At 30.6% G+C, this 24,841-nt stretch carries 24 protein-coding genes and 1 CRISPR repeat array (1 of these 25 only partly in view); of the genes, 1 reads left to right on the top strand and 23 read right to left on the bottom strand.

The annotated features are described in order from the left end of the window. Positions 1–269: a CRISPR direct-repeat array (repeat unit 30 nt; unit sequence ATTTAAATACATCTCATGTTAAGGTTCAAC); it reaches 1,276 nt to the left of the window's first position. A 956-nt stretch (positions 270–1,225) separates the two neighbouring features. Then, complete coding sequence (locus tag ACSVC9_RS03160; RefSeq protein ID WP_446898917.1) at positions 1,226–1,675, bottom strand: Lrp/AsnC family transcriptional regulator; 450 nt, start codon at positions 1,673–1,675, stop codon at positions 1,226–1,228. Between the two features lie 138 nt (positions 1,676–1,813). Here ACSVC9_RS03160 and ACSVC9_RS03155 point away from each other — a divergent pair, with 138 nt between their 5' ends. Then, positions 1,814–2,230 (top strand): carboxymuconolactone decarboxylase family protein, encoded by a 417-nt coding sequence (locus ACSVC9_RS03155; RefSeq protein ID WP_446898916.1) that lies wholly within the window; start codon positions 1,814–1,816, stop codon positions 2,228–2,230. A 320-nt stretch (positions 2,231–2,550) separates the two neighbouring features. Here ACSVC9_RS03155 and ACSVC9_RS03150 read toward each other — a convergent pair whose 3' ends face one another. The 22 genes from ACSVC9_RS03150 to ACSVC9_RS03045 form a co-directional block, all read right to left on the bottom strand. Beyond that, the gene (locus tag ACSVC9_RS03150; RefSeq protein ID WP_446898915.1) at positions 2,551–2,871 is read right to left on the bottom strand and encodes a carboxymuconolactone decarboxylase family protein; all 321 of its coding nucleotides are present in this window, start codon (positions 2,869–2,871) and stop codon (positions 2,551–2,553) included. A gap of 63 nt (positions 2,872–2,934) precedes the next feature. Beyond that, positions 2,935–3,699, bottom strand: a complete 765-nt coding sequence (locus ACSVC9_RS03145) for an RNA polymerase sigma factor (protein WP_446898914.1) — start codon at positions 3,697–3,699, stop codon at positions 2,935–2,937. A gap of 197 nt (positions 3,700–3,896) precedes the next feature. Continuing rightward, complete coding sequence (locus ACSVC9_RS03140; protein WP_294185087.1) at positions 3,897–4,097, bottom strand: hypothetical protein; 201 nt, start codon at positions 4,095–4,097, stop codon at positions 3,897–3,899. Further along, complete coding sequence (locus tag ACSVC9_RS03135; RefSeq protein ID WP_446898913.1) at positions 4,094–4,288, bottom strand: zf-HC2 domain-containing protein; 195 nt, start codon at positions 4,286–4,288, stop codon at positions 4,094–4,096. The genes ACSVC9_RS03140 and ACSVC9_RS03135 overlap by 4 nt, the downstream gene beginning before the upstream one ends. A 596-nt stretch (positions 4,289–4,884) precedes the next feature. Next, on the bottom strand, positions 4,885–6,024 hold the full coding sequence (locus ACSVC9_RS03130; RefSeq protein ID WP_446898912.1) for a hypothetical protein: 1,140 nt from the start codon (positions 6,022–6,024) through the stop codon (positions 4,885–4,887). Between the two features lie 54 nt (positions 6,025–6,078). Beyond that, positions 6,079–7,536 (bottom strand): M48 family metalloprotease, encoded by a 1,458-nt coding sequence (locus ACSVC9_RS03125; RefSeq protein WP_446898911.1) that lies wholly within the window; start codon positions 7,534–7,536, stop codon positions 6,079–6,081. A gap of 52 nt (positions 7,537–7,588) precedes the next feature. After that, positions 7,589–7,765 carry a hypothetical protein gene (locus ACSVC9_RS03120; RefSeq protein WP_446898910.1) on the bottom strand — a complete coding sequence of 59 codons (177 nt, stop codon included), beginning with the start codon at positions 7,763–7,765 and terminating at the stop codon, positions 7,589–7,591. Between the two features lie 77 nt (positions 7,766–7,842). Continuing rightward, positions 7,843–8,166: a sigma factor-like helix-turn-helix DNA-binding protein gene (locus ACSVC9_RS03115; RefSeq protein WP_446898909.1), complete on the bottom strand. Its 324-nt coding sequence runs from the start codon at positions 8,164–8,166 to the stop codon at positions 7,843–7,845. Between the two features lie 2 nt (positions 8,167–8,168). Next, the gene (locus tag ACSVC9_RS03110) at positions 8,169–8,747 is read right to left on the bottom strand and encodes an ImmA/IrrE family metallo-endopeptidase (RefSeq protein ID WP_446898908.1); all 579 of its coding nucleotides are present in this window, start codon (positions 8,745–8,747) and stop codon (positions 8,169–8,171) included. Further along, complete coding sequence (locus ACSVC9_RS03105; RefSeq protein ID WP_446898907.1) at positions 8,747–9,121, bottom strand: helix-turn-helix domain-containing protein; 375 nt, start codon at positions 9,119–9,121, stop codon at positions 8,747–8,749. Before ACSVC9_RS03105 ends, ACSVC9_RS03110 begins: the two co-directional genes overlap by 1 nt. 97 nt (positions 9,122–9,218) lie before the next feature. After that, positions 9,219–9,569: a hypothetical protein gene (locus tag ACSVC9_RS03100; protein WP_446898906.1), complete on the bottom strand. Its 351-nt coding sequence runs from the start codon at positions 9,567–9,569 to the stop codon at positions 9,219–9,221. Positions 9,570–10,193: 624 nt separating this feature from the next. Beyond that, entirely contained in the window at positions 10,194–11,333 is a 1,140-nt protein-coding gene (locus ACSVC9_RS03095; RefSeq protein WP_446898905.1) for an AlbA family DNA-binding domain-containing protein, read from the bottom strand. A 114-nt stretch (positions 11,334–11,447) separates the two neighbouring features. Continuing rightward, entirely contained in the window at positions 11,448–14,075 is a 2,628-nt protein-coding gene (locus ACSVC9_RS03090) for a DEAD/DEAH box helicase (RefSeq protein WP_446898904.1), read from the bottom strand. A gap of 15 nt (positions 14,076–14,090) precedes the next feature. Beyond that, positions 14,091–15,746 carry a site-specific DNA-methyltransferase gene (locus ACSVC9_RS03085; RefSeq protein ID WP_446898903.1) on the bottom strand — a complete coding sequence of 552 codons (1,656 nt, stop codon included), beginning with the start codon at positions 15,744–15,746 and terminating at the stop codon, positions 14,091–14,093. Positions 15,747–15,750: 4 nt separating this feature from the next. Further along, complete coding sequence (locus ACSVC9_RS03080) at positions 15,751–15,972, bottom strand: helix-turn-helix domain-containing protein (RefSeq protein ID WP_446898902.1); 222 nt, start codon at positions 15,970–15,972, stop codon at positions 15,751–15,753. A 583-nt stretch (positions 15,973–16,555) separates the two neighbouring features. Continuing rightward, positions 16,556–18,358 carry a DUF262 domain-containing protein gene (locus ACSVC9_RS03075; RefSeq protein WP_446898901.1) on the bottom strand — a complete coding sequence of 601 codons (1,803 nt, stop codon included), beginning with the start codon at positions 18,356–18,358 and terminating at the stop codon, positions 16,556–16,558. Positions 18,359–18,361: 3 nt separating this feature from the next. Further along, positions 18,362–19,663, bottom strand: coding sequence for a DUF262 domain-containing protein (locus ACSVC9_RS03070; protein WP_179977999.1), 1,302 nt, complete (start codon positions 19,661–19,663; stop codon positions 18,362–18,364). 272 nt (positions 19,664–19,935) lie between these two features. Beyond that, positions 19,936–20,277 (bottom strand): hypothetical protein, encoded by a 342-nt coding sequence (locus tag ACSVC9_RS03065; RefSeq protein ID WP_179978000.1) that lies wholly within the window; start codon positions 20,275–20,277, stop codon positions 19,936–19,938. 121 nt (positions 20,278–20,398) lie between these two features. Next, positions 20,399–21,151, bottom strand: coding sequence for an abortive infection family protein (locus ACSVC9_RS03060; protein ID WP_179978001.1), 753 nt, complete (start codon positions 21,149–21,151; stop codon positions 20,399–20,401). A 66-nt stretch (positions 21,152–21,217) separates the two neighbouring features. Continuing rightward, on the bottom strand, positions 21,218–22,057 hold the full coding sequence (locus tag ACSVC9_RS03055) for a hypothetical protein (RefSeq protein WP_179978002.1): 840 nt from the start codon (positions 22,055–22,057) through the stop codon (positions 21,218–21,220). 139 nt (positions 22,058–22,196) lie between these two features. Beyond that, complete coding sequence (locus ACSVC9_RS03050) at positions 22,197–23,528, bottom strand: recombinase family protein (RefSeq protein ID WP_446899787.1); 1,332 nt, start codon at positions 23,526–23,528, stop codon at positions 22,197–22,199. Next, positions 23,473–24,753 (bottom strand): recombinase family protein, encoded by a 1,281-nt coding sequence (locus ACSVC9_RS03045; protein WP_446898900.1) that lies wholly within the window; start codon positions 24,751–24,753, stop codon positions 23,473–23,475. The genes ACSVC9_RS03050 and ACSVC9_RS03045 overlap by 56 nt, the downstream gene beginning before the upstream one ends. Between the last annotated feature and the right edge of the window lie 88 nt (positions 24,754–24,841).

The raw sequence follows: 24,841 nt of genomic DNA, 5'->3' as shown, positions 1-24,841 counted from the left end.
TCAACTATGATAAGGATGGAAATCTAATGATGAGACATATGATTTAAATACATCTCATGTTAAGGTTCAACTTTCCGTACCCTTGTGGCCTATTTTTATATAGCCAAATTTAAATACATCTCATGTTAAGGTTCAACAATATCTCAAGTGCTTGAGGAATATCCGGAAAACTAATTTAAATACATCTCATGTTAAGGTTCAACGGCATTACAATGATTTAAAAATCTCGCTTGAAACTTATTTAAATACATCTCATGTTAAGGTTCAACTAATGAAAAATAGCCATTTCTTATTTCTATTATAGGACTTAAATCCGCATAAATAAAGGATTTTTCTGAAAATTTTCCAGACGCTTTTACTTTTTTTAAATCGGAATAAAAAAAGTACCTCAATCCATTTCAATTTAAGGAATTGAAACATTTTTGAAATTCAATTTGGTTGGAAAAATAAAAGTATCAGATCTTCGTGTTATTTGTATTTACTTCCAACACTTCTTCATAAAAACAACTATCATTTATAAATTTCATTATCGTTATAAAACCCTCTTCTTCCACAATCTTGTTCAATCCACTTTTCAATTGCTACACTTGAGTTCGGGTATATTTATAGAGTTGGGTGGAATATCAATACTGCTTCACTTATTGCTAATGTTACTTTAACCCGCGTCTTATTGATTGTTAGTGTATTGTATATAAAGAAAATATTTCATTTCATCAAATTTTAGTAATGGTTTTGTGTACAATTGATCTATTGCTAGCTACAAAATAACCCGAACCAGCAAATGCCTATCCATTCAATAAATTCTTACATATTTATTAATACGTTTTTCCTAATGGGAATTATAATAAGTCTAACATCATCTTTTTTTACCCCCAAATGCTTTTTGCCAGCTTTTGACGACAACATTACTACAATACCATCAACTCTCTGAATCTTAAAACGCAAATTGCTTCTTTTCTATGCTTGAGGTAACATGTTTTAATTTCATATGCTTTAATCACTTTTATCTATAATATTTAATTTTCAATGGTGAAGAATGCGTTTCCTTATTTCTGGTCTCAATACAATATGATTATAACTTCTTTTTTAATTTTAAATATAAAAATAGGCTTTTATTTCTGAACGTCTAAATATAAGGAAAGTAATAATTTTCTTAATATCCATTACATATAAATTTTATTTTTCTCTTTAATTTCAGTTTTTATAACTATCTTATGTCATATTCTTATTCTCCCAAGAATTTATTAATACTATTATTTATTGTTACTTCCGAAAATGCTATAATAGTTTCTGTCATTGTATATGAAGATATATCATTTATAAATTCTTCTATATCATTTAAAGATTTAACTGATAATTTAACTAAAAAACATCCATTACCAGCAATTCTATAACACCATTCACTTTGTTTATACTCCTTAATGAATATCTTGAATTTTTCATATTGTCCATTTTTCATAGTTACCTTAATTATACAATCAATAGACAATCCAAGTTTCTTTTTATTTATTTTGATTGTATACCCTTCAATAACCCCATCATCTTCAAGTCTTCTTACTCTTTCAGTAACAGATGGCGGCGAAAGATTTATACGTTTAGATAATTCTCTTATAGATAACCTACTATCTTTTTGTAACTCTTGCAGAATTAATAAATCTATTTCATCTAATTTCATTTGTAACTTCTCCTCTTAAATTATTATTGTAATTGATATACTTATTATTATATTATATGTCAATTACAATACAATATTAATATTATAATTTGTATAATATTAATTGTTAACAAAATATATTCATAGAGGAGAGATACTATGGCAAGAATAACTTTTTCACAAGAGGGACTTACACCATTTCAACAATTATTAGGTCACAATAAATATATAATGGAAAAATGGACTTCTTTAGAGGAATGCTTTTTTAATAGTAATACATTTACACCTGAACTAAAAGAAGAGGTAAGACGTACCCTTGCTTTTAACAATGGATGCCAATATTGTATGTCTAAAGGTAAGCCATCTAATAAAATAACTGATTCAAAAATTTTAATTGCCACCAAAACTGCAGATATTATTTCTAAAAATCAACCTATTGATAATGAATATTTTAATAGATTAAAAAATGAGTTTAATGATAATGAAATTTCTGAACTTTTAGCCTTGATATGCTTTATAACAGCTTGCCAAAAATTCGGAGCATTGCTTGATTTACAGCCAAGTTGCTCAATTTAACTTGGCAACACAATATATACTATTTTCTTCAAGCATAATTTATACACTTAAAAACCATATAATATAAAGAAATCAAGGCTTTACATTAGATAAAGCTATGTTTAATATGTATGCATGGCTATATGAAATGGAACTCCGAAAATCTTTTACAGATTCTCGGAGTCATTCATTTATTCTCCAGCAATAGCCTCACATAGCGCGAGAGGATAGTATTGATACTTGAGAACTATAAGTATATCAATAATATATCAACTGATTTTTCTTTAATCCCTCAATTGCTCCTTATGTCGGTTAATGTTGATAATTCACGGCTTTGTTTCTTACTCTTTATCTCCATCAGCTTTATCCTCACTTATATATGGCATGGCATCCGCAACCTGAATTCCAACGATAGGCATTGGAAGTAAAATTGCGCTTTTAATTTCATCTCTTGTTGCCCCATGCTGCTTCGCCTGCTCTATATGGAACGGCAATCCCCTATACATCCTAGCAGTCACTAATGCAGAAATATATGCAAGTTCATGAATCTTTTTATCTAAAGAACTTACTTCTGCCATCTTCATAATGGTACTCATAAAAGCAGGGCCAACACCATCTGTTTCATTAATAAACTTCTCAAATCCTTTGGTAACATTTTTCATTTCTTCATCCTTCTTTCTTTATAATATGTTTCTTTATAATAAGACGTATGAAGGAATTAAAAGTCACGCATCCTCTAAATTTTTTTCTAAAATATTAAGTACTTTTATGTACCATTCATCAGAAGGTTTTTTATCTGGCATGTTTCTGTATAAATAATAAACTTTTTCCCTGACTGCTACGTTAAAAATATATTGTTCCTTTGAAAAATCCAATTTTCCAATCAGTTTCTTTGTACTTTTTTGCAAATTGCTTCTTTGACTGCTAAACCTTATCCATGCCATACAACTGCATGGGTTCTTCTCATTAATCAAATCACAATGATTTGCAAAAAAAGAATCGATATTCATTCTAGCTCTATACAATAGTCCCTTCGCCGCCGACGGAGATATCATCAAAATATTTGATACGTCCTCTATTTTCATACCATACATATCAACGAGTGAAAAGGTTATTCTTTGATTCAGTGTCAACTTTCTAACCATTGCAAAAAAACATCCATTTTGTAAATCCCTAATTTCTTCTGAAACAATTACTTCATCTTCCGGTTTAACTTCGACTGATTTTAATAATCTACCATCTTTCTCTAATTGTTCCCAATCATCAATTTCAACCAGATATTTATTTCTTCTTGTCTGATCAATAAACTGATGAAAGCATATAGTTCGCAGCCACCCTGTAATGTCACTTTTAAGCGAATCCAGTTTCGTTAATGCAATCAGAAAAGTCTCTTGTGTTATGTCATATGCATCTTCCGGATGACAGCTTAGATGTAATGCATAATTATATATGTATTGATAATAACCTTTATATATTTCAAGAATATCCATTTCATTCCTCTTTTATTTTCCTATGAACAACAGTGCGGCCTTTAATGCATGAATCCTAGTTGTACCAAAAAAGGCAGATCAGTATCCTGCTGCTGAATCAAAAGTATCAAAATTAATTTGGCAGTAATCCAAGCCGATATGGAAACTCCAAAGAGAGATATTATCCTGCAAGAAATAGTACCTCTTCTTTTTCTCTACTATAAGTTTCGTCCTCTACTATCAGTGTAAATATTTCTTACGCCAAGCACCACCAGTCCTATCATCAGCAGGATACCAATTAGCGCAGCGCCAGGAGCATCATCGGTTTCTCCAATATAAATACCGGCAATGCCAATCAATACACCGATGGCAAAAAGGCAGACAGCTATACACCAAGCCTTACGCCTAACTTTCTTCAAAAAATCCACCTCTCTCTATCCATTGTTGTCGGCAGCAGTATATTAACAAAGGATTTCATCTTTTCATAGTTCAAGCGGCAGTCATTACATTCCTTCAAATGCTGTTTTACCTCTGCTGTCGTTTCTTCGCCGAGAAATCCGTCAACACAACTCGGTAATAAGTCTTTGACTATATTATAGCATTTCAGCATAACAGCGCCTCCATTATTTTTTGTTTTGCCCTATAAAAAGTTGTTCGCAACCAATTTTCGCTTTTGCCAAAGGCTTCCTCAATTTCCGAAAAGGAGAATTCAGCAGAAAGCTTCGTAGGAAAAATTTATTTTGAACAAAAGCGGAGAGAATATCTCTTCCTCCCAAAACTTAGCTCTTTATAAAATTTTAATTTGCCAGTTAATATGTTGTCTCAAACATAAACAAATGTTCACAAGCGTCGCAACTTTCCTTTTATCAGAAATACTTCAAGCCTCAGAAACCCTTTAATTCAAACCTATTCAGCCTTCCTTACCTCTCCACACTCGTAATCCAATATCAAATACTGCCGTCTCAGCAGTAAACTGCTTACGTCGTACTTTCAATCCTAGTAAGCAACACTATAGTCTCCACATGCTAGTAGACAAATCTTTTATACAATACTCAAAAATATTTGCTTTTGAGATGTACCCCATTTTATTAAAGAACTTTTCTAAGATATACACTTCTGTAATAATATATAGTAAGCAGCAATTATCTTTTTAGTTATTACGATGTCAATAATTTTTACCTTTAATACTTTAATATTTCCATAATTTTAGAACTTTTTAGGTTTAGTAACTTTAATTCCTAGCCACTTAAAAATAACTTCAGAAATATTTTCCAATTCTTTGACTACTTGCTTTTTGAGTTCATAATAAGTCATACCATCAAAACAACTTTCTACAAGACCAAATAAAGGAATATTAGCATCTTCATATTCCGGCAAAATTAAGCAAACATTTTCCTTATTAAGCATATCATAGTGCATCATACAACTTCTAAAATCAAAATTAAAAATATCATTATCTTCTAAATTAAGAACATTATAAAATCTATTAATTCGATCATTCATTAATTGTAGTTGATTTAAATGGTTTTTTATATCTTTTAATCGCTTAACTGTATAGTAATATGTAATATAGTACATTCTTAACCACCATCCATAATCATCTTCTTCAAAAGCACTAAACAATTTGAGAGTAGAATTAACAAATGACAAAATATGCAATAAATATAAAGTTAATGCCTTGCCATCTTCATCTTGATAAAAAGCACTGAAATGCTTGTTAGTATTATAGTCCTGATAAAACAAATCATATTTTATATTTTTACATCGTATTAATTTAACAGGATAAGTTTTAGAAAATTGAGACAACAACATACCTACAATTTGTCCACAATAATATCCATAATCATAGCATTCTTTTGGAATAACTTCATAATTTATTATTTTTTTACTTTTTGCTTCAGATATACATTTTTTCAATAATCGATTGTCTTGATAAATATAATAACCGTATTGAGAATTCCCAACTATATTATCTTCTCTATCAGTAAAAATACCTAAATTATAATGGACATTCCAATCTTGCATAAATCTAAAACGTAGTTTATGTTTAAAAATATAGTCTTGTAAATAATCACAATTTAAAATCATTTTTTTAGCTTTAGAATATTTATCTTCAAATAATTTCGTCTTAAGACGAATATCTTCTACTGAAAAACTTTTATTTTTAGGAATATTTAGTGAAATTTTATATTTTTTTAAATATTTTAAAGCCTCAGAACAGAATAATGATAAAAAAGGAATAAATTCTGCAGCAATAATTGGACTTTTTTGTAATCCAATTGCTAAACTAAATAATGTCTGACAATCATAATTAATTTGTAATAATGAATACTTTTTCTTCTTCATAATAATTTTTAACCTTCTTTAATAATTTATTATATTTTAGGATAAATATAATTATTATCTTCCATTCCACCCTCGCCCTTTTAATTGCCACATACGTATAACTATTACTTGCTGAATATAATCCACAATGTTCCATTTAGGATACCTATTTAACGCGTGTATTCTCCTAATTGCACTAGGATGTGCTTCATTTTCTATATATCTTTTATAAAATTGATAAACATAATTTGTATTATTAATTCTTTCAAACTCATTTTTTTCTTTCTTAATTTTTCCTGATTTTTTCCAAAATATTTTAAATGTTTCTATTGAGCTATTACTAACAGCTATCCCTTTCCTATCAGCTCTTAATTCATTCATTTGCATCCAATATCTTTTATCTGTAATAATTCTTCCAAAGAATACTTCTATGAAAAATAATATAACTGCCGGGATTATCATCCATCTACTTATATTACATAGATAAATTATTATGAACATCACAATATATATACTTATATAAATTAAATTTCCTAAGAGAACTTGATTGTTAACATTTATAGGATCTTTGTAATATATGTGAATTAACTCATGTCCAATTGTGAACTTAAATATTTCATCAAATAAAATATTTTCATTATAATACTTACCTAAATATAAGAGAAAGCCCGTTAGTATTGTTATCTTAGGTCTTTTATTTTTCTCTACATATGCATATGCATTTATTTCTTCTGATTCTTCTACATAAAAACTTATATCTTTAATCCCTAATGTACTGCACATATTTCTAAGTTCATTATCCCATCTCATAAGATATAAATTCCGATCATATATTTCAATTTTCTGTTCTGAATTTTCATATCTTCTTTTTTTATAAATTCTGCCTTTTAAATTCATAAATAAAAATATTATAAAAAATATTAATGAAATTACACTAATAAAAGAATTATTTTTACCTGTCCATTTAATTAATTGTACTATAAAATATCCTAATAGTAATGCCATAGCTAGAATAATTACAAAAACAAAACTTTTTCCCTTATTCCAACTAAAACTTTTTTCTTTAATAATATGCTTATCATATTCATCCAAGCTTTCTTCAAAAAAATTAATAATTTGTTCACTTTCATTTATAGTTTTTATTGCTTCTTTGGTATAAATCAATAATTTTTTAACAAAAATATAAATAAGTGCTATACCAACTACACATTTTATCATATAATTCTCTTTATCATTAATCATTACTACTATAATAAGTGGTAATATTAAAAAATTTCCAAATAATATTATTACTTGAAATACTAGTTTATCAAAAGTTTTTTTAATTCTGCTTTTAATTTTTTTTATTTCATTACTATCATCATAAATAATTAAATTAAATTTACTTTTAATAATTAATTTTATATTGTCACTGCAAACCTTCAATCCTCTCAACAATATATTTTTACTTTTTATCTCCTGTTTTAAAATACCATGATACCATAATAAAATAATAAATATTTCAATTAAAATACCATATAGCCAAAACAACATAAACTACACCCCATATTATTTTTTAACCATATTTTATAGAATCATTAAAATTTTAGTATAAATTCTTAGTAAATTCTGTGATATCTGTAAAAAATATGTTCTTATTAAATAATTCTTCTACATAATCACAGTATTGTTTTATAGGTTCTTTAATAGCATCTGGCTGTTTATCTGCATAAATTCTCATATATTCTACATATGCTTTAATATTACTTACAGTTGCCTCCATAGATTCTCACCTCCTCTTTATTTAAAATAAATTCCTTCACTTATTAGCCAACGAGGAGGTGTGTTTGGTAACCAAATTTATAAAAAATATTTTTTAAGCTTGCTTAACACTTTTTTATGTCTTTTAATAATTGTTACATAGGAAACGTTTTCTTTCTGTGCTGCTTGTCTCACTGTAAGCCTATTATAATACATATCTTCTATTAGTTTCTGTTCTTCATTATTTAATTCTGACATTGCTTTCCGTAAGATAAAAAGCATTGCTCTATCACAAACAATATCTTCTACAGCTTGGTCATCTGCAAAATCTGATCCCTGATCCATTAATCCTTCAATAGAATCTTCCTTGCTGGGTTGATACTTAACCTCTCCTGTTGTTGGATCAATTTTACTGACGCCCACTTTTACATCTCTTTCAAGATATCTAGCATGGATGTAAAATTTGCCTGCCATTCCATCCAGTCATTATCTGTTTCAAGTGTCCTTTTTGATGAATATTTTTTAAAATTTCTTTTTAAGCATTTTATTGATTTTGCTTCTTTATTATTTATCATATCAAAAATATTAAGTTGATTTTCATCTGACTTAAACATATCTCTATGAAGTATCCAATGTCCACATTCATGACCGCAAGTGAACCTGAATCTTCCCTCTTGATCTCCTGAAACAAGTGTATTGTCTATAATTACAGTTCCTCTTGCAACCAGTATATCTCTATATCTGTTATTTTCTAAATCGTATATAGTAAGATTTCCACTATCAAAAGTCGTTAATCCAAGAACACTTCCATCTGGTGTTATATCTGCATAATCCGGATCAAGGTTCAGATAATTTTCCAAAAATTCTTCTATTGGCATTGGTACAGGTTCCTCTAATATTTTTGAATTGAAATCCTCTAAGTACAGTTTTGCAATTTGTTCAATATCATTTTTACAAAGCAACGGCAGACCATTATCTTTTTTTCGTGGAATATCAATATACACTAATCTTTGTCCCCCTTGTTATCTAACTTTTTAACAAATTCTTCCCAATCCTCCTCTGTCGCAACTTCTCTAGCTTTTCTTAGTGCCACTCTTACTTTTTTAGATGACATTATATAATCTGGAAGATCAGGTGCTATTGTATTTTTACCTTCTCCCGCCAAATCAAACATTGTATGTTTCTCATCCTCAGTTAATTTTAAGATTTCAACCATTTGTTTAAGTTTATCCATATCCGGTGGATATCTTCTGCCCTTCTCAATGTCACTGAGATATGCGGGAGCAATTCCTAGTTCAGAAGCCATTCCTCTTAATGTCATTCCAAGTGATTTTCTTTTATCCGTTATAAATTTTCCAAAACCCAACATATCATTCATTTTAATCCCCTTCTACACAAAATAGCGTGTTCGCATATTTGTTAATATTATTGTATAGGAAACAGTTTCCATTGTCAAGAGAACCTATTAAAATTTCTTAGTGGAAAATATAATTTTTGAACTTTCCTTCTTTTATCTGTTTTAACGCTTTCCTATATAAATTTTGCATTTTGTCCATTCTAACGCTAAAAATATAGGTATCTTCAATTAAAAATGGATCTTTAAAATCTATATAATTTTTTATAATATGTTTCATTAATTTTATATCTATTTTAGAAATAAGCTCCTCATCTTTAAAGCTTGAAACAGCTAATTCATAAATAAGATTCTCTCTATTGTCTTTAATTGAATCATAATATTCTTTATCCATAGTTATATCTACATCCTCAATAATCAAAGCTAAAGCCTGATAATTAGGCTCCACCCTCAACTCTATATCGTCACTCATCTATAAAAGATCTTTTCTCTGTAACTCCTTTACCAATCTAATAGTATCTCTTAAATTTTTATTCATCAACAACACCTCCACATAGTATATATGCAGATATTTCTTAAAGTGGCAAAATAATATAAGATTTAAAATAAAGCAATTTCCCAAATTTATTACAAAATAAAAACTCAAGATATTAAAATTAAAAAATTAGAATTGCTTATTTACTTTTTATGGTTAATCTAGGATATGAATTTTCATAAATAATATCTCGTAATCTTGACATACTTATATTACTATTTTTATAATTAAATTTTATAATGACCATTCGTTCTTTTTCTAAAATTATAAGTTCATCATTAGTTAAAGTCAACATTTGGATTTTCAAAGGCTTATCTAGGCTTCTTTTATCAAAACACAACATCTGTTGCTTCAATTTAAAATAATTTTCCTTTATGTAAAATTCTATTCTACTTAAATAATCATCCTCTCTAACTGCTTCAACAGAATTTCCATCACTTGCATAACTTCCACCTATCAGGCCAAATACTTTATTTTTCTCAATTTCAATAAAAATGCTTATCTCTGCTTTTCATCACATTCATTTAAAATTATATAACTCTACCAACAATTTTTATTCAGCTATGCTGTCCTCTTAAATTCATCTAACATTCTTTTTAAGACTTGGACATTCCAATATTGCTTTTTAAACACTTCCATCCTATATCCTTCTATTTGAGGAAAATGTGGAAGCCATATGTTTTCTGAAAATCGTTCCTTGTTTGCCCAATTTTTTAAAACATATTTCTTAAAGGCTTCCTTTTCATTTTCTGATTCAAAAACCAGTATACATTCCTCAAACTTATTATGAGAAATGGTTTCATCATCTCCATCTGATTCATAATAAAATTGGTGAACCACATAATGTAATGTATCTTTAATAAAATATTTGAACGCTATGTCCCAGTTGTGAAACTTTCCTAGAGAAATTCCATCTGTTAATGGTGTAGGTGTAAAATATCTACCACCATCTAAACAAATACCTTCTAGAGTTTCCAGTAACGTTTGGTGATAAAATATCCTTATTTTTCTCCAATGTGGCCTTATATCTGTTTGGTTAAACAAATAATATTGGTATGCATCCCCATCATCTTCTAAGGTATATTCCATTGTAAACTCTGGCAAATACTTGTAATATTTTCTTGACGTTTCCCAATCCGTAGGAGAATCCAACCACTCATGTGGTTTTTCTAAATAATATTTTATCCGCTCCAGTGGTGTAGATATTAATCTAAATCTTTTCTTCCATAAATATTCCACATGATGGATGTCTGCTGATTTCTCTTTTGGTGTATTGGTATCCATTACTCTAGTATATATATTATTAGCAAAAACACCTTGATACTTTTCAGTTAAATAAAAAGGGGTATTGTAATTATTTTTAATTACTATTATATCAACTTCTCCCTCAGCAAGCACAAATGTTTGTACAAAAACAGTTGGTCGTATTCCTCCTGCAAACTTTTTATTTTTCAAGAAGTCAACAAGCATCTGAGTATTTTTTCTATTAGCATCATCAGTAACACTTTTTACTTCATAATTACTTTCTTCATCTACTCCTATGATAATATAAGCATCTTTGTTTTCTAAATTATTAGCCATGCATATAATATCATGTAATAAATCTGCTTTCTTCTCTTGAGAGTACCATTCTCGCTTAAAATCCCAATATGCCCCTTCTTGTTTCAAATCAATTAAATCTTGCATTTGCTGTATTTGCATTTTAAATCCACCTCACAATACATCAATCCATTAAATTTCTTCTACCATAAGAAGATACCACATTTCTTAGCTAATTCACATTCATAAATATACAACTAATTATTAATATTTGTATTACAAGCCCTTCACTATTTCTATGAATCTATCATAGGAATAAGCACCTGGGTAATTTGGTTGTTTTGATTGGAACACCATAAAATATCGGAACTGTCTATCTGTTATAGAATCCCATTTTGCACCGATATTTGCTTTTTCTTTGGACTCATCGTTATCCAAGTGGTCACCTTTAGTCTCTATTAAAAGGAGTCTTCCACTTTTAGTCATCACTATAATATCAGGATATGCGTGTATATAGCCATTGATTTGGAAACCACGTCTTGAGATATTACGATGCCACCATTTAATATTTTCTAGAGAAGATAGTTCCCAAATTACCTTTCTCTCATAATCATTCATATTCTCTTCAGCTGTATAAAGAGATTTAGGAATTGTTGTAATAAACGAAACTGGCGATACAATTGAAGGTAGCTTATAGCTTGGCTTACAAGTGATAACATCCTGCTCCAACCACTTATCAAACACCCGTGCTGAATGTTTTGCAAGCAATGATTTTACCTTTTCTTGTATTTTTAAAATATAAGGATATGGAGATTGTTCCATGTCAGATAATTGGTCTTCTGTCAAGGTATCAATAATTCTATCAACATATTCTCTTAATTCTTTATCATTTACAAAATTAAAAGAAGATAACTTCCCACAAATCAATTGTTTGCAATATGAAAATCTCTTTTCGGATGGTTGTGAATTAAACCACTCTTTAAAATAGAGGCTATCAGCTCCAGTAATTTTCCATGCTCTTGGCTTTGCATCTTTTGAATCATCAACATCAACTCTCGCTAATTCTGCAGGTGCTGTAGAAAAGTCAATTTGAACATCTTTATCCTTTAGAGTAAAATCTTTTGACAGATTATCTATTTCTAACAAGCTATATTCTTTATTAGAAAATAAACTTGCTCCCGTTACAAGCATAAATTGAGGAAATAGTAATACAGAGGCTTCTTTTTCAAATTTTTCATTCATTCGAAAACAATTCATTTTATCTCTCACTTCCTGTGACACTTCTGTAAATGGAGTTTCTTCTAAACTTTCTATTTCAGCAGTGTATTCCTTACTTTGTGAAACTGCCCCGCTTAGCAAATCATCAGAATTGATACTTTCCATTGGAGTTGTAATTTCTATCTCCTGCATTGTTGTTTGAATTTTTCCTTTCAATAACTCAATATCTACTTCTGGAATATTATCTTCTTCTGTTGATAACTCAGGAATTTCGATTTGCTTCATAGTATCAGTATATTGTTTTGGTTCTTCTAAATCCATATCTTTTACACGATAATCTTTGCTGCTAAATCCAGCGTTGTTTAATCCTACCACAATTTTATCTAGTGTTCCATAAAAATCAGAAGAGGAGGTTATCACGTAAGAAAGGTTTAGAACTTCACTATCATTTGTCTTCGTATATGGTAGCCGTAATACACGTCCCAGAATTTGCTCAACGTCCACCGCTGAAGAGCGGTTAGCCACCGTTGCAAGCACATAAGCGAAAGGACAATCCCACCCCTCTTTTAGGGCATTTACAGTAATTATACATCGAATTGAACAATCTGGTGATATAAGTTCCACATTTTTCAATTCGTCTTTATCTCCTGTCTTAATGGCAATTTGATTTTCTGGTACTCCAATATCTACAAGGGTTTTCTTAATTTTTTCATAGGTTGTACTGTCAGAATTATTCTTCGGCTGTGCTTGAAATAAAACAATAGGACGAATATACCTCCCACTTTTAGCTTGCTCCTGCTTAGCTTGAGCCTCTAACTTTGCACGGATGCTAATTGCATCTGAATATACATCACTTTGGCCTTTACGATTATAAACTATGACCGGTAACTTCACCATTTGCTCTTTCTTTAACTGTTTTGCATCTACAAAAGATATAATATTACTTCCTTTTTTAGGTGTAGCCGTTAAGTCAAGGACAAAAGATGGATTGAAATCATTTAGCATTTTTACACTTAGGTCTGAGGTCGCATGATGACTCTCGTCCACAATAATAACAGGATTAAGTGAGCGAACCACCTGTATTAACGCCGTTTCGTCTGTATCATCAAGCAAAATATCGGCATTATTCATTGTTTTTGCAAAACACGCAAGATTCCCATTTTCTTGATAAGCCTTACGTCCCTCTTTTTTACTTGTACGAAAAGAGTCATAGCTAAGGACAAAAACAGAAAGTTGCTCTATCACAGCAGTTGGATTAAAGTTCTGCCCATTTAAAAGTTGTGCTTTTGAATATACCTCCACACGATTACCAAAATCCACATCAATTTTTTGACGATATGGGTGTGCTGAATTTGTAAGTGCCTTATATGTCTGCGTTAATATAGTATCAGATGGTACAAGCCATACCACCGCTTTTGCTCTCATATTAGGAAGTGAGTCAAATATCGGCTTGATTGCATTTGCTGCTATAAAAGTCTTTCCTCCACCTGTTGGTACTTTTAAACACACATGAGGAACACCCGGAATAACTGAGTTGTATGGTGGCATAACATCCCTTCTCACCATTACATTCTTTTCTTCCCAAAGAGTACGATATGCCATGGGAATATTTTGATTCTCTGTTAGAAGAGCGAGAAATCTTCGAAGATCTCCTATAATATTTTTTTGATAAGTTTTCATTTCCATTTATTTCACGCTCCTTTACAATCTCGCTATATCTCGAGGAATTTTTTTGAAGGTAATGTTGTATTGTTTCAATTTGCTCTCAGAAAGCGTACAAAGATCGGCATAGATAATATACCCATCTGCCTTTTCTCCCACTGTAGAAAGAAATACATGGTCAAGCGTTGTAGCTTCATCTTTCTCATAATAAAAATAGTAGACAGTATCTTTATTTCTTCCAAGATAGTATTTATTGTCAATATTTTCGCAAATCTGTAGAGATTCTTTAGTTTCCATGTAATATACATATTCACGAATTTTATGTACCTCAACATTTTCATTTAAATTGCCATCCGGTAACAATAACTGCTCTCCAAGTTCATAGTAACTAAAATCTCCACCAAGCCCCTTAAACTTCTTTGTTCCAGAAATAACTCGTTTAACTCTTTCTGCAGTAATATTTTCTGCATAATCCATCATTTCCACTAGAATAAATTTACGCTTTTCATTAGTTTCATTATTCTTTTGTAATACTGCTTGTGCGGTTGTTCCACTCCCCGAAAAACTGTCTAAAATAATATCTCCTGGCTTTGAAGCAATTTGTATTATTCTCTTAATAGTCCCCACAGGCTTGGGGTTCGGAAAATCTTGTTTATTAAATCCTAAGAATTTAATAAACATTTCTGTCCCTCTCTCACTATTAACATCTTTAAAATTCCAATTTGTAGTTGGGGTGACAGGTTCCCTATTATCTAAATAATCCATTTCAAAGATGCCCCACTGTTTTTTTTGTGGCATGTAGCGAACACTCAATGCACTTATGTTATTCTTTGATGTATCCCATCCCCAACGCCATCTACCTTTAACTGTTTTCGACTTCATAGGTAATATTCTAATAAACCCTTCTGGTGTATTTTCTTCATTTTTTCCAACCTTGATTTCACCAGTTTCTTCGTTAAAAAAAAATGGATAATACATATCTGGACGATCTTGTCTAAGATCTTCATCACCAGTTTTCCTTAGATCTATTTCCCTATATTTCCTTCCAGTTAAATCTATTTTATTATATCTTTTAGTTATTTTTTCTTCAGGTTCAAAACCCCCTATTTCAAATTTACACGATTTTCTATACACTACAATACTTTCATGTGCTGTAGCAAAATATTTATCGTCAGAACGACCTTTGGGATTATTTATACAAGCAATTTCAGTTATATAATTAGATACTCCAAATATCTCATTACAAATCATTTTAAGATTTGCCTGTTCTCTATAATCTATACTAATAAATATAGCTCCATCTTTAGAAAGAAGTTTATACAATAATTTTAAGCGTGGATACATCATGCATAACCATTTATCATGGCGACTTAAATCCTCACCTTCTTTTCCCACAACTTCTCCTAACCATTTCTTAATTTTTGGATCATTGACATTGTCATTATAGCACCAACCCTCATTACCCGTATTATATGGTGGATCAATATATATACATTTAATCTTACTCTCATACTGAGGCAGAAGAGCTTTTAATGCTTCTAAATTATCTCCATGAATAATCTTATTTTCACTATCGTTATCCTCATCATGTATACCATTTTGGTCATAACTATATTTCCGTTCTAATACACGAAATGGCACTTGTTGATGATAATTAATCACTTTATCTTTTCCAATCCATTCAAGTGTAGGCATTATACTACCTCCTATCATTTGTGCTATCTAGCACAAATTCTAATATATCATCTACACCGCAGCTGAGAACACCACAAATTTTTTCGATGCTGTCAAGTGAAACATATTTGTCCCTCTTAAGACGTGTGATAATATTTGCACTAAAACCTGCCTTTTCAGCGAGTTCTGCATTTGTCATTTTTTTATCTATCAATAATTTAAAAAGTTTGTTATAGCAAACAGCCATTACATAACCTCCCAAAGCGGCTATTTTGTTTAATATTGTATCACGAATGTGTGAATAATTCAATATTTTAATGAGGACTCTTTAATCTATAATAAAAAAATCGACTCTTCCAGACACCAATACATAGTGTAGAAATAGCCGCATTGTATAGTATTTCTCAGTATCATAAAATTTCTATAAACACCAAATGTTTTCAATAAGCATATAAAGCCCCTGATTTTTCGGAACCTTTTCTCTATGCTTTTATACAATTTCTAAATAATTATGCAAAACCTCGTAGTTATGCGTATTTATATACCCCCAGGGGTCGTTAACCTGCTTATCATCCCAGTCTGTGGGAACATAAAACACACGAGAAAAAAAAGGCATAATGCCCAAAGCCTTTGATATCAGGCTATTCTCGTACTATCTTCACCACACACTCCACATGCCAGTAGACAAGCTGTAGATAAAATTATTCAAAAATATTAGCTTTTGCGTAAAGATGTACCCCTGTATATACGAAAGACATGGAATTTTCAGACTTACTTTTTTAATGTTTTCACCATTTTCTCAATATGACTAACAAAGCTTGGATTAGTGTTTATCTTAAAAGCTCTTTGTCAAGTATATCAAACATTTCTTCTTTATGTTTATCTGAAATCTCCTTATTCCACACACCGCCATTTATGCTGATCATTTCTTTCATGATTTTCAATTTAAGACTCTGCTCAATAATGCTTGGATATGATTTTACTTTTCCTTCTGGCGGTAAGTTAGAGAATTTAGAATTTCCAGATACAGTTATCAAAGCTAAATTTCCAAAACCATTCAAGTCATCAGAGTGCCATTTAATAGATGGTTCTATATCTACCGGATGCTGTGGGTAAAAATGCTCTATTGAATTTCTAAATTGAAACTGCCAATCATCTTTTAAAGGCAAGATTATTTGTTTCCCTCGGTATGAATAACCATCTCTATATAGAATATAGTCAAGATAAGTAAAAACAATACGCTCTAAATCAAATCCTCTGGCAATTTTGTAATTAGATTCGTTTACTTTATCCTTGCAATACCCTTCTAAAACCTCTAAAATGTTGCTATTCTCATCATTCATCAGATTCTTTAATACCAGTGAAATCCAATGCATTGTCTTAGGTGATGTATAAGTAATACGCAAGCAAGATTGAAGTGTCCTTAACTGCTTGTTCTTATTATCATCGTCTCCACCAAAAGTTCCTAAATATTTCGGTTTCAAGTATCCTCTTTTCTCATCTTTGTAAGATTCTAAACACTGCAGCGACCATTTCCCCGTTTCCTTATAATCTCTTGCGAATTCTCTTTTCAAAATGTATTTATCAAACAAAACTCTACATTTTAATAGATTATATAGAAAGGCCTTGGATGTTTCCTCGTTTCTCCAATTTATCTCTATATTTTTTAAGAAATTCTTATCATCGAGCATTGACTCCTTTTCATCAGATTCTGATATTGCCTCATTCACTTGTAAGATAAAATTAGGGAAAGAAATAATCGATTCAAATCTTTCATTCTCTTCAATGATATTTGAATTATCAGTTTTGATAGGCTTTGTGTCTTTTAAAATTTCAAACAACGTTTTGGTATCATTAGTTAAATTATCAACGTTTTTTCTAATAATTTTTTCTTTAACTTTATCAAAATCATTCACTTCTGTATTTAGTCCAGACCAATTCTTAGAAAAAAGTTCATCTCTGGTTTCTAAATCAAAATTCATTTGTATATACGTGCCCATGTTAGAACAAGCTTCCCAAATAAGAGAACCTGCCTTTTTGTCCTCATTTGTTGACAGTTTGCTTAACAGTTTAGCTTTTGCGATTTCGTGGAATTCTAGTTGCTCACCACGTGTATTCATAATCTCAAAATAGTGGTTTAAATCTATGTTTTGTGGCACTTGGATACGAATTAATTGCACATTGTTTAATTTTTCTATAAAACTCGTACAATTAAGTCTTTCGCTTTGGAAATATCCTTTAATAATCTTATAACCACGGTTAAGTTCTTCAGATTGCAGTTCATCTAAAAGGTTATTTGTTTCTTCTGTTCCGATAATCGAAAGTGTGCGATTTGATTTCTCTCTAGCCTCAAAATATAATGAGCCTCTAAGAACATCCATCTTTAAATATTTTTCTAGCAGATACAAGGTAGTAAGACGTTGTTGCCCATCAATTACTTCATAAACATCAGCTTCTTTTTGATTAACAATTAAATTTCCTAAAAAATATGTGCCATTCGAAGTATAAATATCGTCAATTAATTGTTGGATTTGCTTTTCTTCCCAAGCATAATTTCTTTGATATATGGGTATTTTATACTTTACATTAGTAAATAATCTTGATACTTGTAATATTTCAGGTCTTTTATTCATTTTTTACCACCTGTTTTCCTTACACAAAAATTTCCACACCTTTGGATATTTATTTAAATTGTTTTTTGTTTGTGTTTCATCTATTTTCTCAAAAACAATAAGATTCAATTCTTCAGGTTCATTCATCTCATTAATCTTAGTGAAAAGGTCCAATCCTTCATTAATTCTCTCATGCTTTCCACTGGCATATTTATTAATAGTCTGTGGATACACTGCTGTCATCATCAATCTAAGAGAATAACTCCAAGTATATAATTGTTTCATCACTGAATCAGTAATTGAATCAAAACCAAATCTATCTGCAAAAAATAACAATATACTTTCATAAAGTTGCTTTATATAGATATCTCCAGATCGCTTACTAGGTATTTCATCAACATCCTTGTGGAAATCATTAATCTTCTTTTGAATCTTCTCAAGCAAATCAGCATAATGAATCGTATATGCAAAAAATCTCTTTCCAGCAATTACTGGCTGAGTTAATTGAAATTGATTCAAAGTTTTAGCAGTTAATATTTCCACACTGCCATTATTATTCAGTTGTTCTACAAAAAGATTTGCAGCCTTTTGATAAATGGCATAATTATAAATATTATTGATTTTAATCCCTTTAAACGTTCCAATTTTTTCACTTGAGTAACCTAACCCATTTTTCCCTTTGTACCACTGAGTCAATGGAAATAGGTAAATCTTAAACAATGCTTCTAGTTCCTGCTGGTTCTTATTTTCCCACTTGTTAATGATCTTGGTTTTAATATTTTCTTCTTCATTATTCATCTCTCTTAAATGATAAGATTTTAACAGATCATGTGGAACTAATTCCTTGCCTCGTGAATTTTGGGAGTCAAAAAATTGAAATGCTTCTTGTTCTTCATCAGTTACTATTTTTACGACAGTACAATTCTCTAATAAGTATGACCTATAAAGTTCTGCCTTTTTGAGTTCAGATACTTTCTTTTTTAATATTTCACGATTATTTATTATGGCATTTACCGAAAGAGAGCTATACTGTTCATTTAGTAAACCTTTATCTCTATCTCCAAGGCAATAAAGTAAAATGGACAATGTAGTGATACGCTGCTGTCCATCTACAATATTATAATTTTGATCTTTCTTATGCAGAATAATAGAACCAAGCCTATATTCACTAAGCCCTTGCTTATATGCATCATAAGTATCCATAAACAAGGTATTTGTTGAGGCAATATTCCAACTATATGGCCTCTGATATTCCGGGATGGCTAAATTCAATTCAAATAGCTCTTTAACTGCAACAATTGATAATTCGCTTTCAATTAGTCCCATCTTATCACCCTTTCGCTAAGTGCTTTTCATTCATAATTTTAGCATATAAAAAGCTTCTTTATAACCTTCTTCAACTGCTGCATTGTATTATTTCATAACAAAGTCTCCAAATAAGGCCGTTATCTTTTCTCAGTTCTAAGAATGAGTCCTCGCATATACAGATAGTTTCAATAGAATTCTCTCTATTCAGACATGTCCAAATTAAATATAATTACTCTTTACCTATGACCCCTTTTTGCTCTTTTTGAACTGAATTTAAATTTTCAAGAATCTCACTCTTCTTTATTGGAGAGTAATAACTTTTTCAACCATTTTGGTACATGCTCAACTTTTTTATTCTCTGAAATATTTTTTAAGATTTCAGCAGCATCTTCTTTTCTCCAGAACCTGTCCCTTATATAGCAGTCATGACTGCAATATTTACGATTTTTATTTGTAAAAGATTTATATTCTTTCTCGCAATACTCACAATGAAGATTATAGGTTTTATGATGAGTCTTTTCCCATTTTCTTTTACATTCTATACTGCAGTATTTTTTTCTACGTCCTCTATTGTTCTGTTCTAATTTTTTACCACAATAAAGGCAGAATTTATAAGTAAATTCATCTGTCACTTTTGCATCACTCCTTGAAAAATATTCATCACTCTAAAAGTTATACTTGTCAAGGCGTAATTTATAAATCTATAATTTTAATATATTTTATCAGTTTGCAATATATATTTTTTAATAAAACCTATTTTTTGTCTTGGATCTTTTTATTTTCAAATGTTTGTAATAGGAAGGTAGCAAGGGTACCTGCAGCATTTACAGTTAACATTGCATGTCTTTCGTAAGGACTTATTCTATCTATACCCTGTCCATGTGCATCACTTATTTTGTTTCTTAATGCTCCTATACCTTGCACAATACTAAAACATCCTCCTAATATCTGTTTTATAATATCATCAGTATGTTGAGCGGGTGATAAATTTAATTGTTTTGAAGTAATATTATACAATACTGGTAGATCTACACTATCTTTATATTTTATTTTTTGTTCATCAAGTATATATTTACAAGTTGTTTCCAATAAAGTTCTTGCTATAGTTATTGCTCCCTTAGGATCTGTATTTCTTCGTAGTAATGCCTTATTCCATTCCTCTGTAATATAACCTTGTCCTAAATTTTCTATTGTTATTGACATAACATTATCTGCTGGAGAGACCTCACTAGTCTCTAAAAAATTTATTAATGGTCTAAATTGTTCATAAATAAAAACTCTCCTTTGTTGATAATGAGCAAATTTAGCTTTTATAAAAGGCCAAAACTCTCCTCTGCTTCTATATTTTTTTAATATTTTAGGTATAAGCTTAGTCAGTGCTACCTCATTAATAATATCAATTCTATATTTTTCATACTTTTCATTCTCATAGTCATCATTTGTAGCAAATGATATCATTGCATTCTGGAGATATTCAACTTTTTCTAATATTGCATCATAATCCATGTCCTCACCTTTATTTTCAAAACTTATTCTTATTTATTATAAAATCAATATTGCCATATTCACTATTTAATCATGTTTTAGATATGGTAAAGTTTTATTTAAATATTCTTCCCAATAACCATCATCATCTCCTTCCAGGCTATGGAGCCAATAATACATCATCAAAATTTCAAATTCCTGCTTTCTTCCTTTAGTATATGCTTTTTTAGGCATTTTTCTATATAGAGAATCAAGATTAAAAAGGTTACTTTTTTGCTTTACATCATAATCATAGTTTCTAAAATTATAAATACTCTTTTTCCTATATGTAATAGGCCATAAATCCTCATTATCACAGAAATATTCCGTCCACTGATATACAAATGCCCATATATTAACTTGATATCTTTCCCATGTATGCTCAATCCATTCTTGTATTTCATCTGAAATATATTGCTCTTTAAACTCATCACCCGGCTGACTCATTACTCTATGATAATCTTTAATAAACAAAAACAGCATCTCAGTCTGATCTTTTATAAAGGGAAGTTTTTTTATTAATTTGGAATAACAATCATATGATAAATTTCTAAATTCTTTATCAGAATTATAGAGGAAAAAGAATTTATCACCCTTTAAAATATTCCCAATATTTCTATTTATCTTCTTTCCATATTCTGAACAGATTCCCACAAGCCATTCTCTTACTTCTTGATCATAGTCTCTTAATTGTTTACGATATTTATCCAATTTTTCATCTTTCAAAGCAGTTTTCTCTTCAGCCTCAGTAATGTTTAAATAATTATTGAAATACTCAAAAATATAATTAACACAACATTTTATATTCTCATTTCTTTCATCAACATTAAACTCATCAAGTTTATCTTCTTTTTTTCTTCTTGCAATATATTCTTCAATAGTAAGCATTTTGACACCCCATACTTATATTCTGACAGCTGTTTACATTATAATCCAATTATAGCACAATTATTATTAATTTATATATTCAAAAAATAAAAAAAGCCAATTAAAATGATACTTCATCTTAACTGGCTCTTAAAATCTTTTATTCAATTACTACTTCTATCTCCGTCCCATCAAGCAAACTTACAATAATCTTCTCTCCATCAAACAATGTCATCTTTTCTACTATTCTAAAAAATAAATCCTCATCGAACTCTTTTATCAACTTTGCATTTTTTAAAATACCAATGAATTGTTTTGCCTTATACCTCACTAAAGCATTCCCGCTTTTCAAATGCTCTTTCCACTTCTGTATGAAGTAATCCCTGTTTTCAATCATGGCATTAAAGGTGTTTATAAAAGCCTGATACAAAACCTTTTCATATATATGTTTGTTGTCACACCCCTTTTTACCTTTTATTCTATATCTACTGCTGCATATCCAGACCTTTACTCTAGGTGTTTCCTTAGTGGAACGCCAGGTCTTTCTTCCAAAGTAACTACCACATTTTCCACATATAATCTTGGCTGCAAAGGGATTATCCGTTGTCGCATAATTAGATTTTTTCAGATTATATTTTTCAGCAAATGCTCTCCTTCTCTCTATTTCAAGCTGTACTGCCTCCCACATCTCCTTGTCTATTATTGCAGGATGGTTTTCTTCCACATAGTACTTTGGAACCTGCCCTTTATTCTCTGCTCTTTTCTTTGTGAGAAAATCAACTGTGTAAGTTTTCTGAAGAAGTGCATCTCCTTTATACTTTTCATTGCCTAACATTTTTCTTATGGTGCTTTCATACCATTTGAAAGTTCCGTTCCATTTAGGAACCTTATCCTTCTCAAGATCCCTAGCTATACTGTTTATCCCTTTTCCGTCAAGAAATTCTCTGTATATTCTTCTTACAGTTTCAGCCTGTTTTTCATTTATTATAAGATTTCCATTTTTATCTTTGTCATAGCCTAAAAACTTTTTATGATTTATATGAAGTTTCCCCTGCTCAAACCTTCGTCTTATTCCCCAGGTGCTGTTTTCTGAAATATTTCTTGACTCATCCTGGGCAAGTGAACTTAATATGGTAAGCAGCACTTCTCCTTTTGAATCCAGAGTGTTTATATTTTCCTTTTCAAATATGACTCCTATTCCAAGGTCTTTAAGCTGTCTTACATAATTCAGTGTATCCAGAGTATTTCGTGCAAATCTTGATATGGATTTTGTAATTATCATATCTATTTTACCGGTTCTGCAGTCCTCAATCATTTTATTAAACTGTTCTCTCTTTTTAGTATTAGTTCCCGTAATTCCCTCATCAGCATAAATACCGGCAAGTTCATAGTCAGGATGGCCGTTTATAAACACAGTATAATAATTAACCTGTGCTTCATAGCTTGATAACTGTTCTAATTGGTCTGTAGACACTCTGCAGTAAGCTGCCATTTTCTTTTTCTGGGACTTTGTATTCTGCGAGGGATTGCTTCTGCTTGTTCTTGCAGGAATAACTGTAATGTTTCTTGCCATCTATAAATTCCTCCCTAACAATGATTTCTTCTTTTATATTAAGCCTGCCTGCTGTTTCATCATCAATTACAGTGCCCTGGCAGGCACTCTTTCCATTTTCAATATAATTACTGCACTGCCATACTATTTTTCTGTAGCTAAATTTGCTGTTCCAGGTTCTTCTCCTTAAAACAGCCCCGCATTTACTGCAGTACAGCTTTCCTGTCAGAGGATATCTTCTTTTATATTTGTCTCCTTTAAAATTACCCTTGGCTTCAGCTCTTATTCTTATTTCCTTCTGAACTCTCTCCCACACATCTCTTGAAATTATGGGAGAATGGTTATCTTCAATGTAGTAACTGTCAACTTCTCCGTTATTTCTTATTTTTTTCTTTTTCAGATGGTCCAGGATGCAGTATTTCTGCAATATGGCATCTCCCTTATATTTTTCATTTTTCAATATTTCACGTACGGTGCTGCTGTGCCATTTTTTATTTCCTATGGTACATATTTCATCTCGATTTAGTTCTTTTGCTATAGTAAAACTTCCCTTACCGCTTAAGTACTCACTGAAAATCCTCTTTACTATTTCTGCCTCTCCCAAATTTATAACTAACTCTCCATACTCATTTTTATCGTATCCCATGAACCTTGCTGTATTTATAATAAGTTCTCCCTGCTGAAACTTTTTCCTGACTCTCCATTTTAAATTGTCACTTATATTTTTGCTCTCCTCCTGGGCAAAAGAAGAGAGGATGGCAAGCTTCAGCTCTCCATCCCCTGATAAAGTATTTATATTTTCTTTTTCAAACCTAATTTCAACATCCATGTTTTTTAACTCTCTCGCTACCTGCAGTGTTATCACCGTATTTCGTGCAAATCTCGAAATGGATTTTGTTATGATCAAATCAATTTTTCCTTCCCTGCAGAGTTCCATCATTTTCTGAAACTCCGGTCTTTTATCAACAGTTCCCGTAATGCCCCTGTCAGCAAATATACCTGCATACTCATAATTCGGATTATCTGATATAAGTTTTTTATAGTAAGTTATCTGGTTTTCCAAGGATTCACCTTGTTTTTCACTTCCTGTTGACACCCTTGCATAGGCACAAACCCGTTTCTTTTTATCTGCTTCCTTCACAGGCTGTATAATCCTGACTCTCACAGGCTTCCACTCCTTTCTGTCAAATTTGTATTACTATACATCACTCTGAACCTGATAGAAGTCAAGTCATATAGATAAAGTCTCAAAA

This window comes from Clostridium sp. LBM24168, assembly GCF_052953915.1.
Note: the sequence above shows the minus strand (reverse complement) of the source record. Positions and strands in the feature narration are given on the sequence as shown.

Coding starts and splice junctions, on each gene's coding strand:
- ACSVC9_RS03125 (WP_446898911.1), bottom strand. CDS start 7,536: ATGTTGTTTTGGCTATATGGTATTTTAATTGAAATATTTATTATTTTA.
- ACSVC9_RS03070 (WP_179977999.1), bottom strand. CDS start 19,663: ATGGGACTAATTGAAAGCGAATTATCAATTGTTGCAGTTAAAGAGCTA.
- ACSVC9_RS03120 (WP_446898910.1), bottom strand. CDS start 7,765: ATGGAGGCAACTGTAAGTAATATTAAAGCATATGTAGAATATATGAGA.
- ACSVC9_RS03060 (WP_179978001.1), bottom strand. CDS start 21,151: ATGGATTATGATGCAATATTAGAAAAAGTTGAATATCTCCAGAATGCA.
- ACSVC9_RS03155 (WP_446898916.1), top strand. CDS start 1,814: ATGGCAAGAATAACTTTTTCACAAGAGGGACTTACACCATTTCAACAA.
- ACSVC9_RS03055 (WP_179978002.1), bottom strand. CDS start 22,057: ATGCTTACTATTGAAGAATATATTGCAAGAAGAAAAAAAGAAGATAAA.
- ACSVC9_RS03135 (WP_446898913.1), bottom strand. CDS start 4,288: ATGCTGAAATGCTATAATATAGTCAAAGACTTATTACCGAGTTGTGTT.
- ACSVC9_RS03160 (WP_446898917.1), bottom strand. CDS start 1,675: ATGAAATTAGATGAAATAGATTTATTAATTCTGCAAGAGTTACAAAAA.
- ACSVC9_RS03145 (WP_446898914.1), bottom strand. CDS start 3,699: ATGGATATTCTTGAAATATATAAAGGTTATTATCAATACATATATAAT.
- ACSVC9_RS03095 (WP_446898905.1), bottom strand. CDS start 11,333: ATGCAAATACAGCAAATGCAAGATTTAATTGATTTGAAACAAGAAGGG.
- ACSVC9_RS03085 (WP_446898903.1), bottom strand. CDS start 15,746: ATGCCTACACTTGAATGGATTGGAAAAGATAAAGTGATTAATTATCAT.
- ACSVC9_RS03130 (WP_446898912.1), bottom strand. CDS start 6,024: ATGAAGAAGAAAAAGTATTCATTATTACAAATTAATTATGATTGTCAG.
- ACSVC9_RS03090 (WP_446898904.1), bottom strand. CDS start 14,075: ATGGAAATGAAAACTTATCAAAAAAATATTATAGGAGATCTTCGAAGA.
- ACSVC9_RS03105 (WP_446898907.1), bottom strand. CDS start 9,121: ATGAATGATATGTTGGGTTTTGGAAAATTTATAACGGATAAAAGAAAA.
- ACSVC9_RS03080 (WP_446898902.1), bottom strand. CDS start 15,972: ATGGCTGTTTGCTATAACAAACTTTTTAAATTATTGATAGATAAAAAA.
- ACSVC9_RS03050 (WP_446899787.1), bottom strand. CDS start 23,528: ATGGCAGCTTACTGCAGAGTGTCTACAGACCAATTAGAACAGTTATCA.
- ACSVC9_RS03150 (WP_446898915.1), bottom strand. CDS start 2,871: ATGAAAAATGTTACCAAAGGATTTGAGAAGTTTATTAATGAAACAGAT.
- ACSVC9_RS03100 (WP_446898906.1), bottom strand. CDS start 9,569: ATGAGTGACGATATAGAGTTGAGGGTGGAGCCTAATTATCAGGCTTTA.
- ACSVC9_RS03075 (WP_446898901.1), bottom strand. CDS start 18,358: ATGAATAAAAGACCTGAAATATTACAAGTATCAAGATTATTTACTAAT.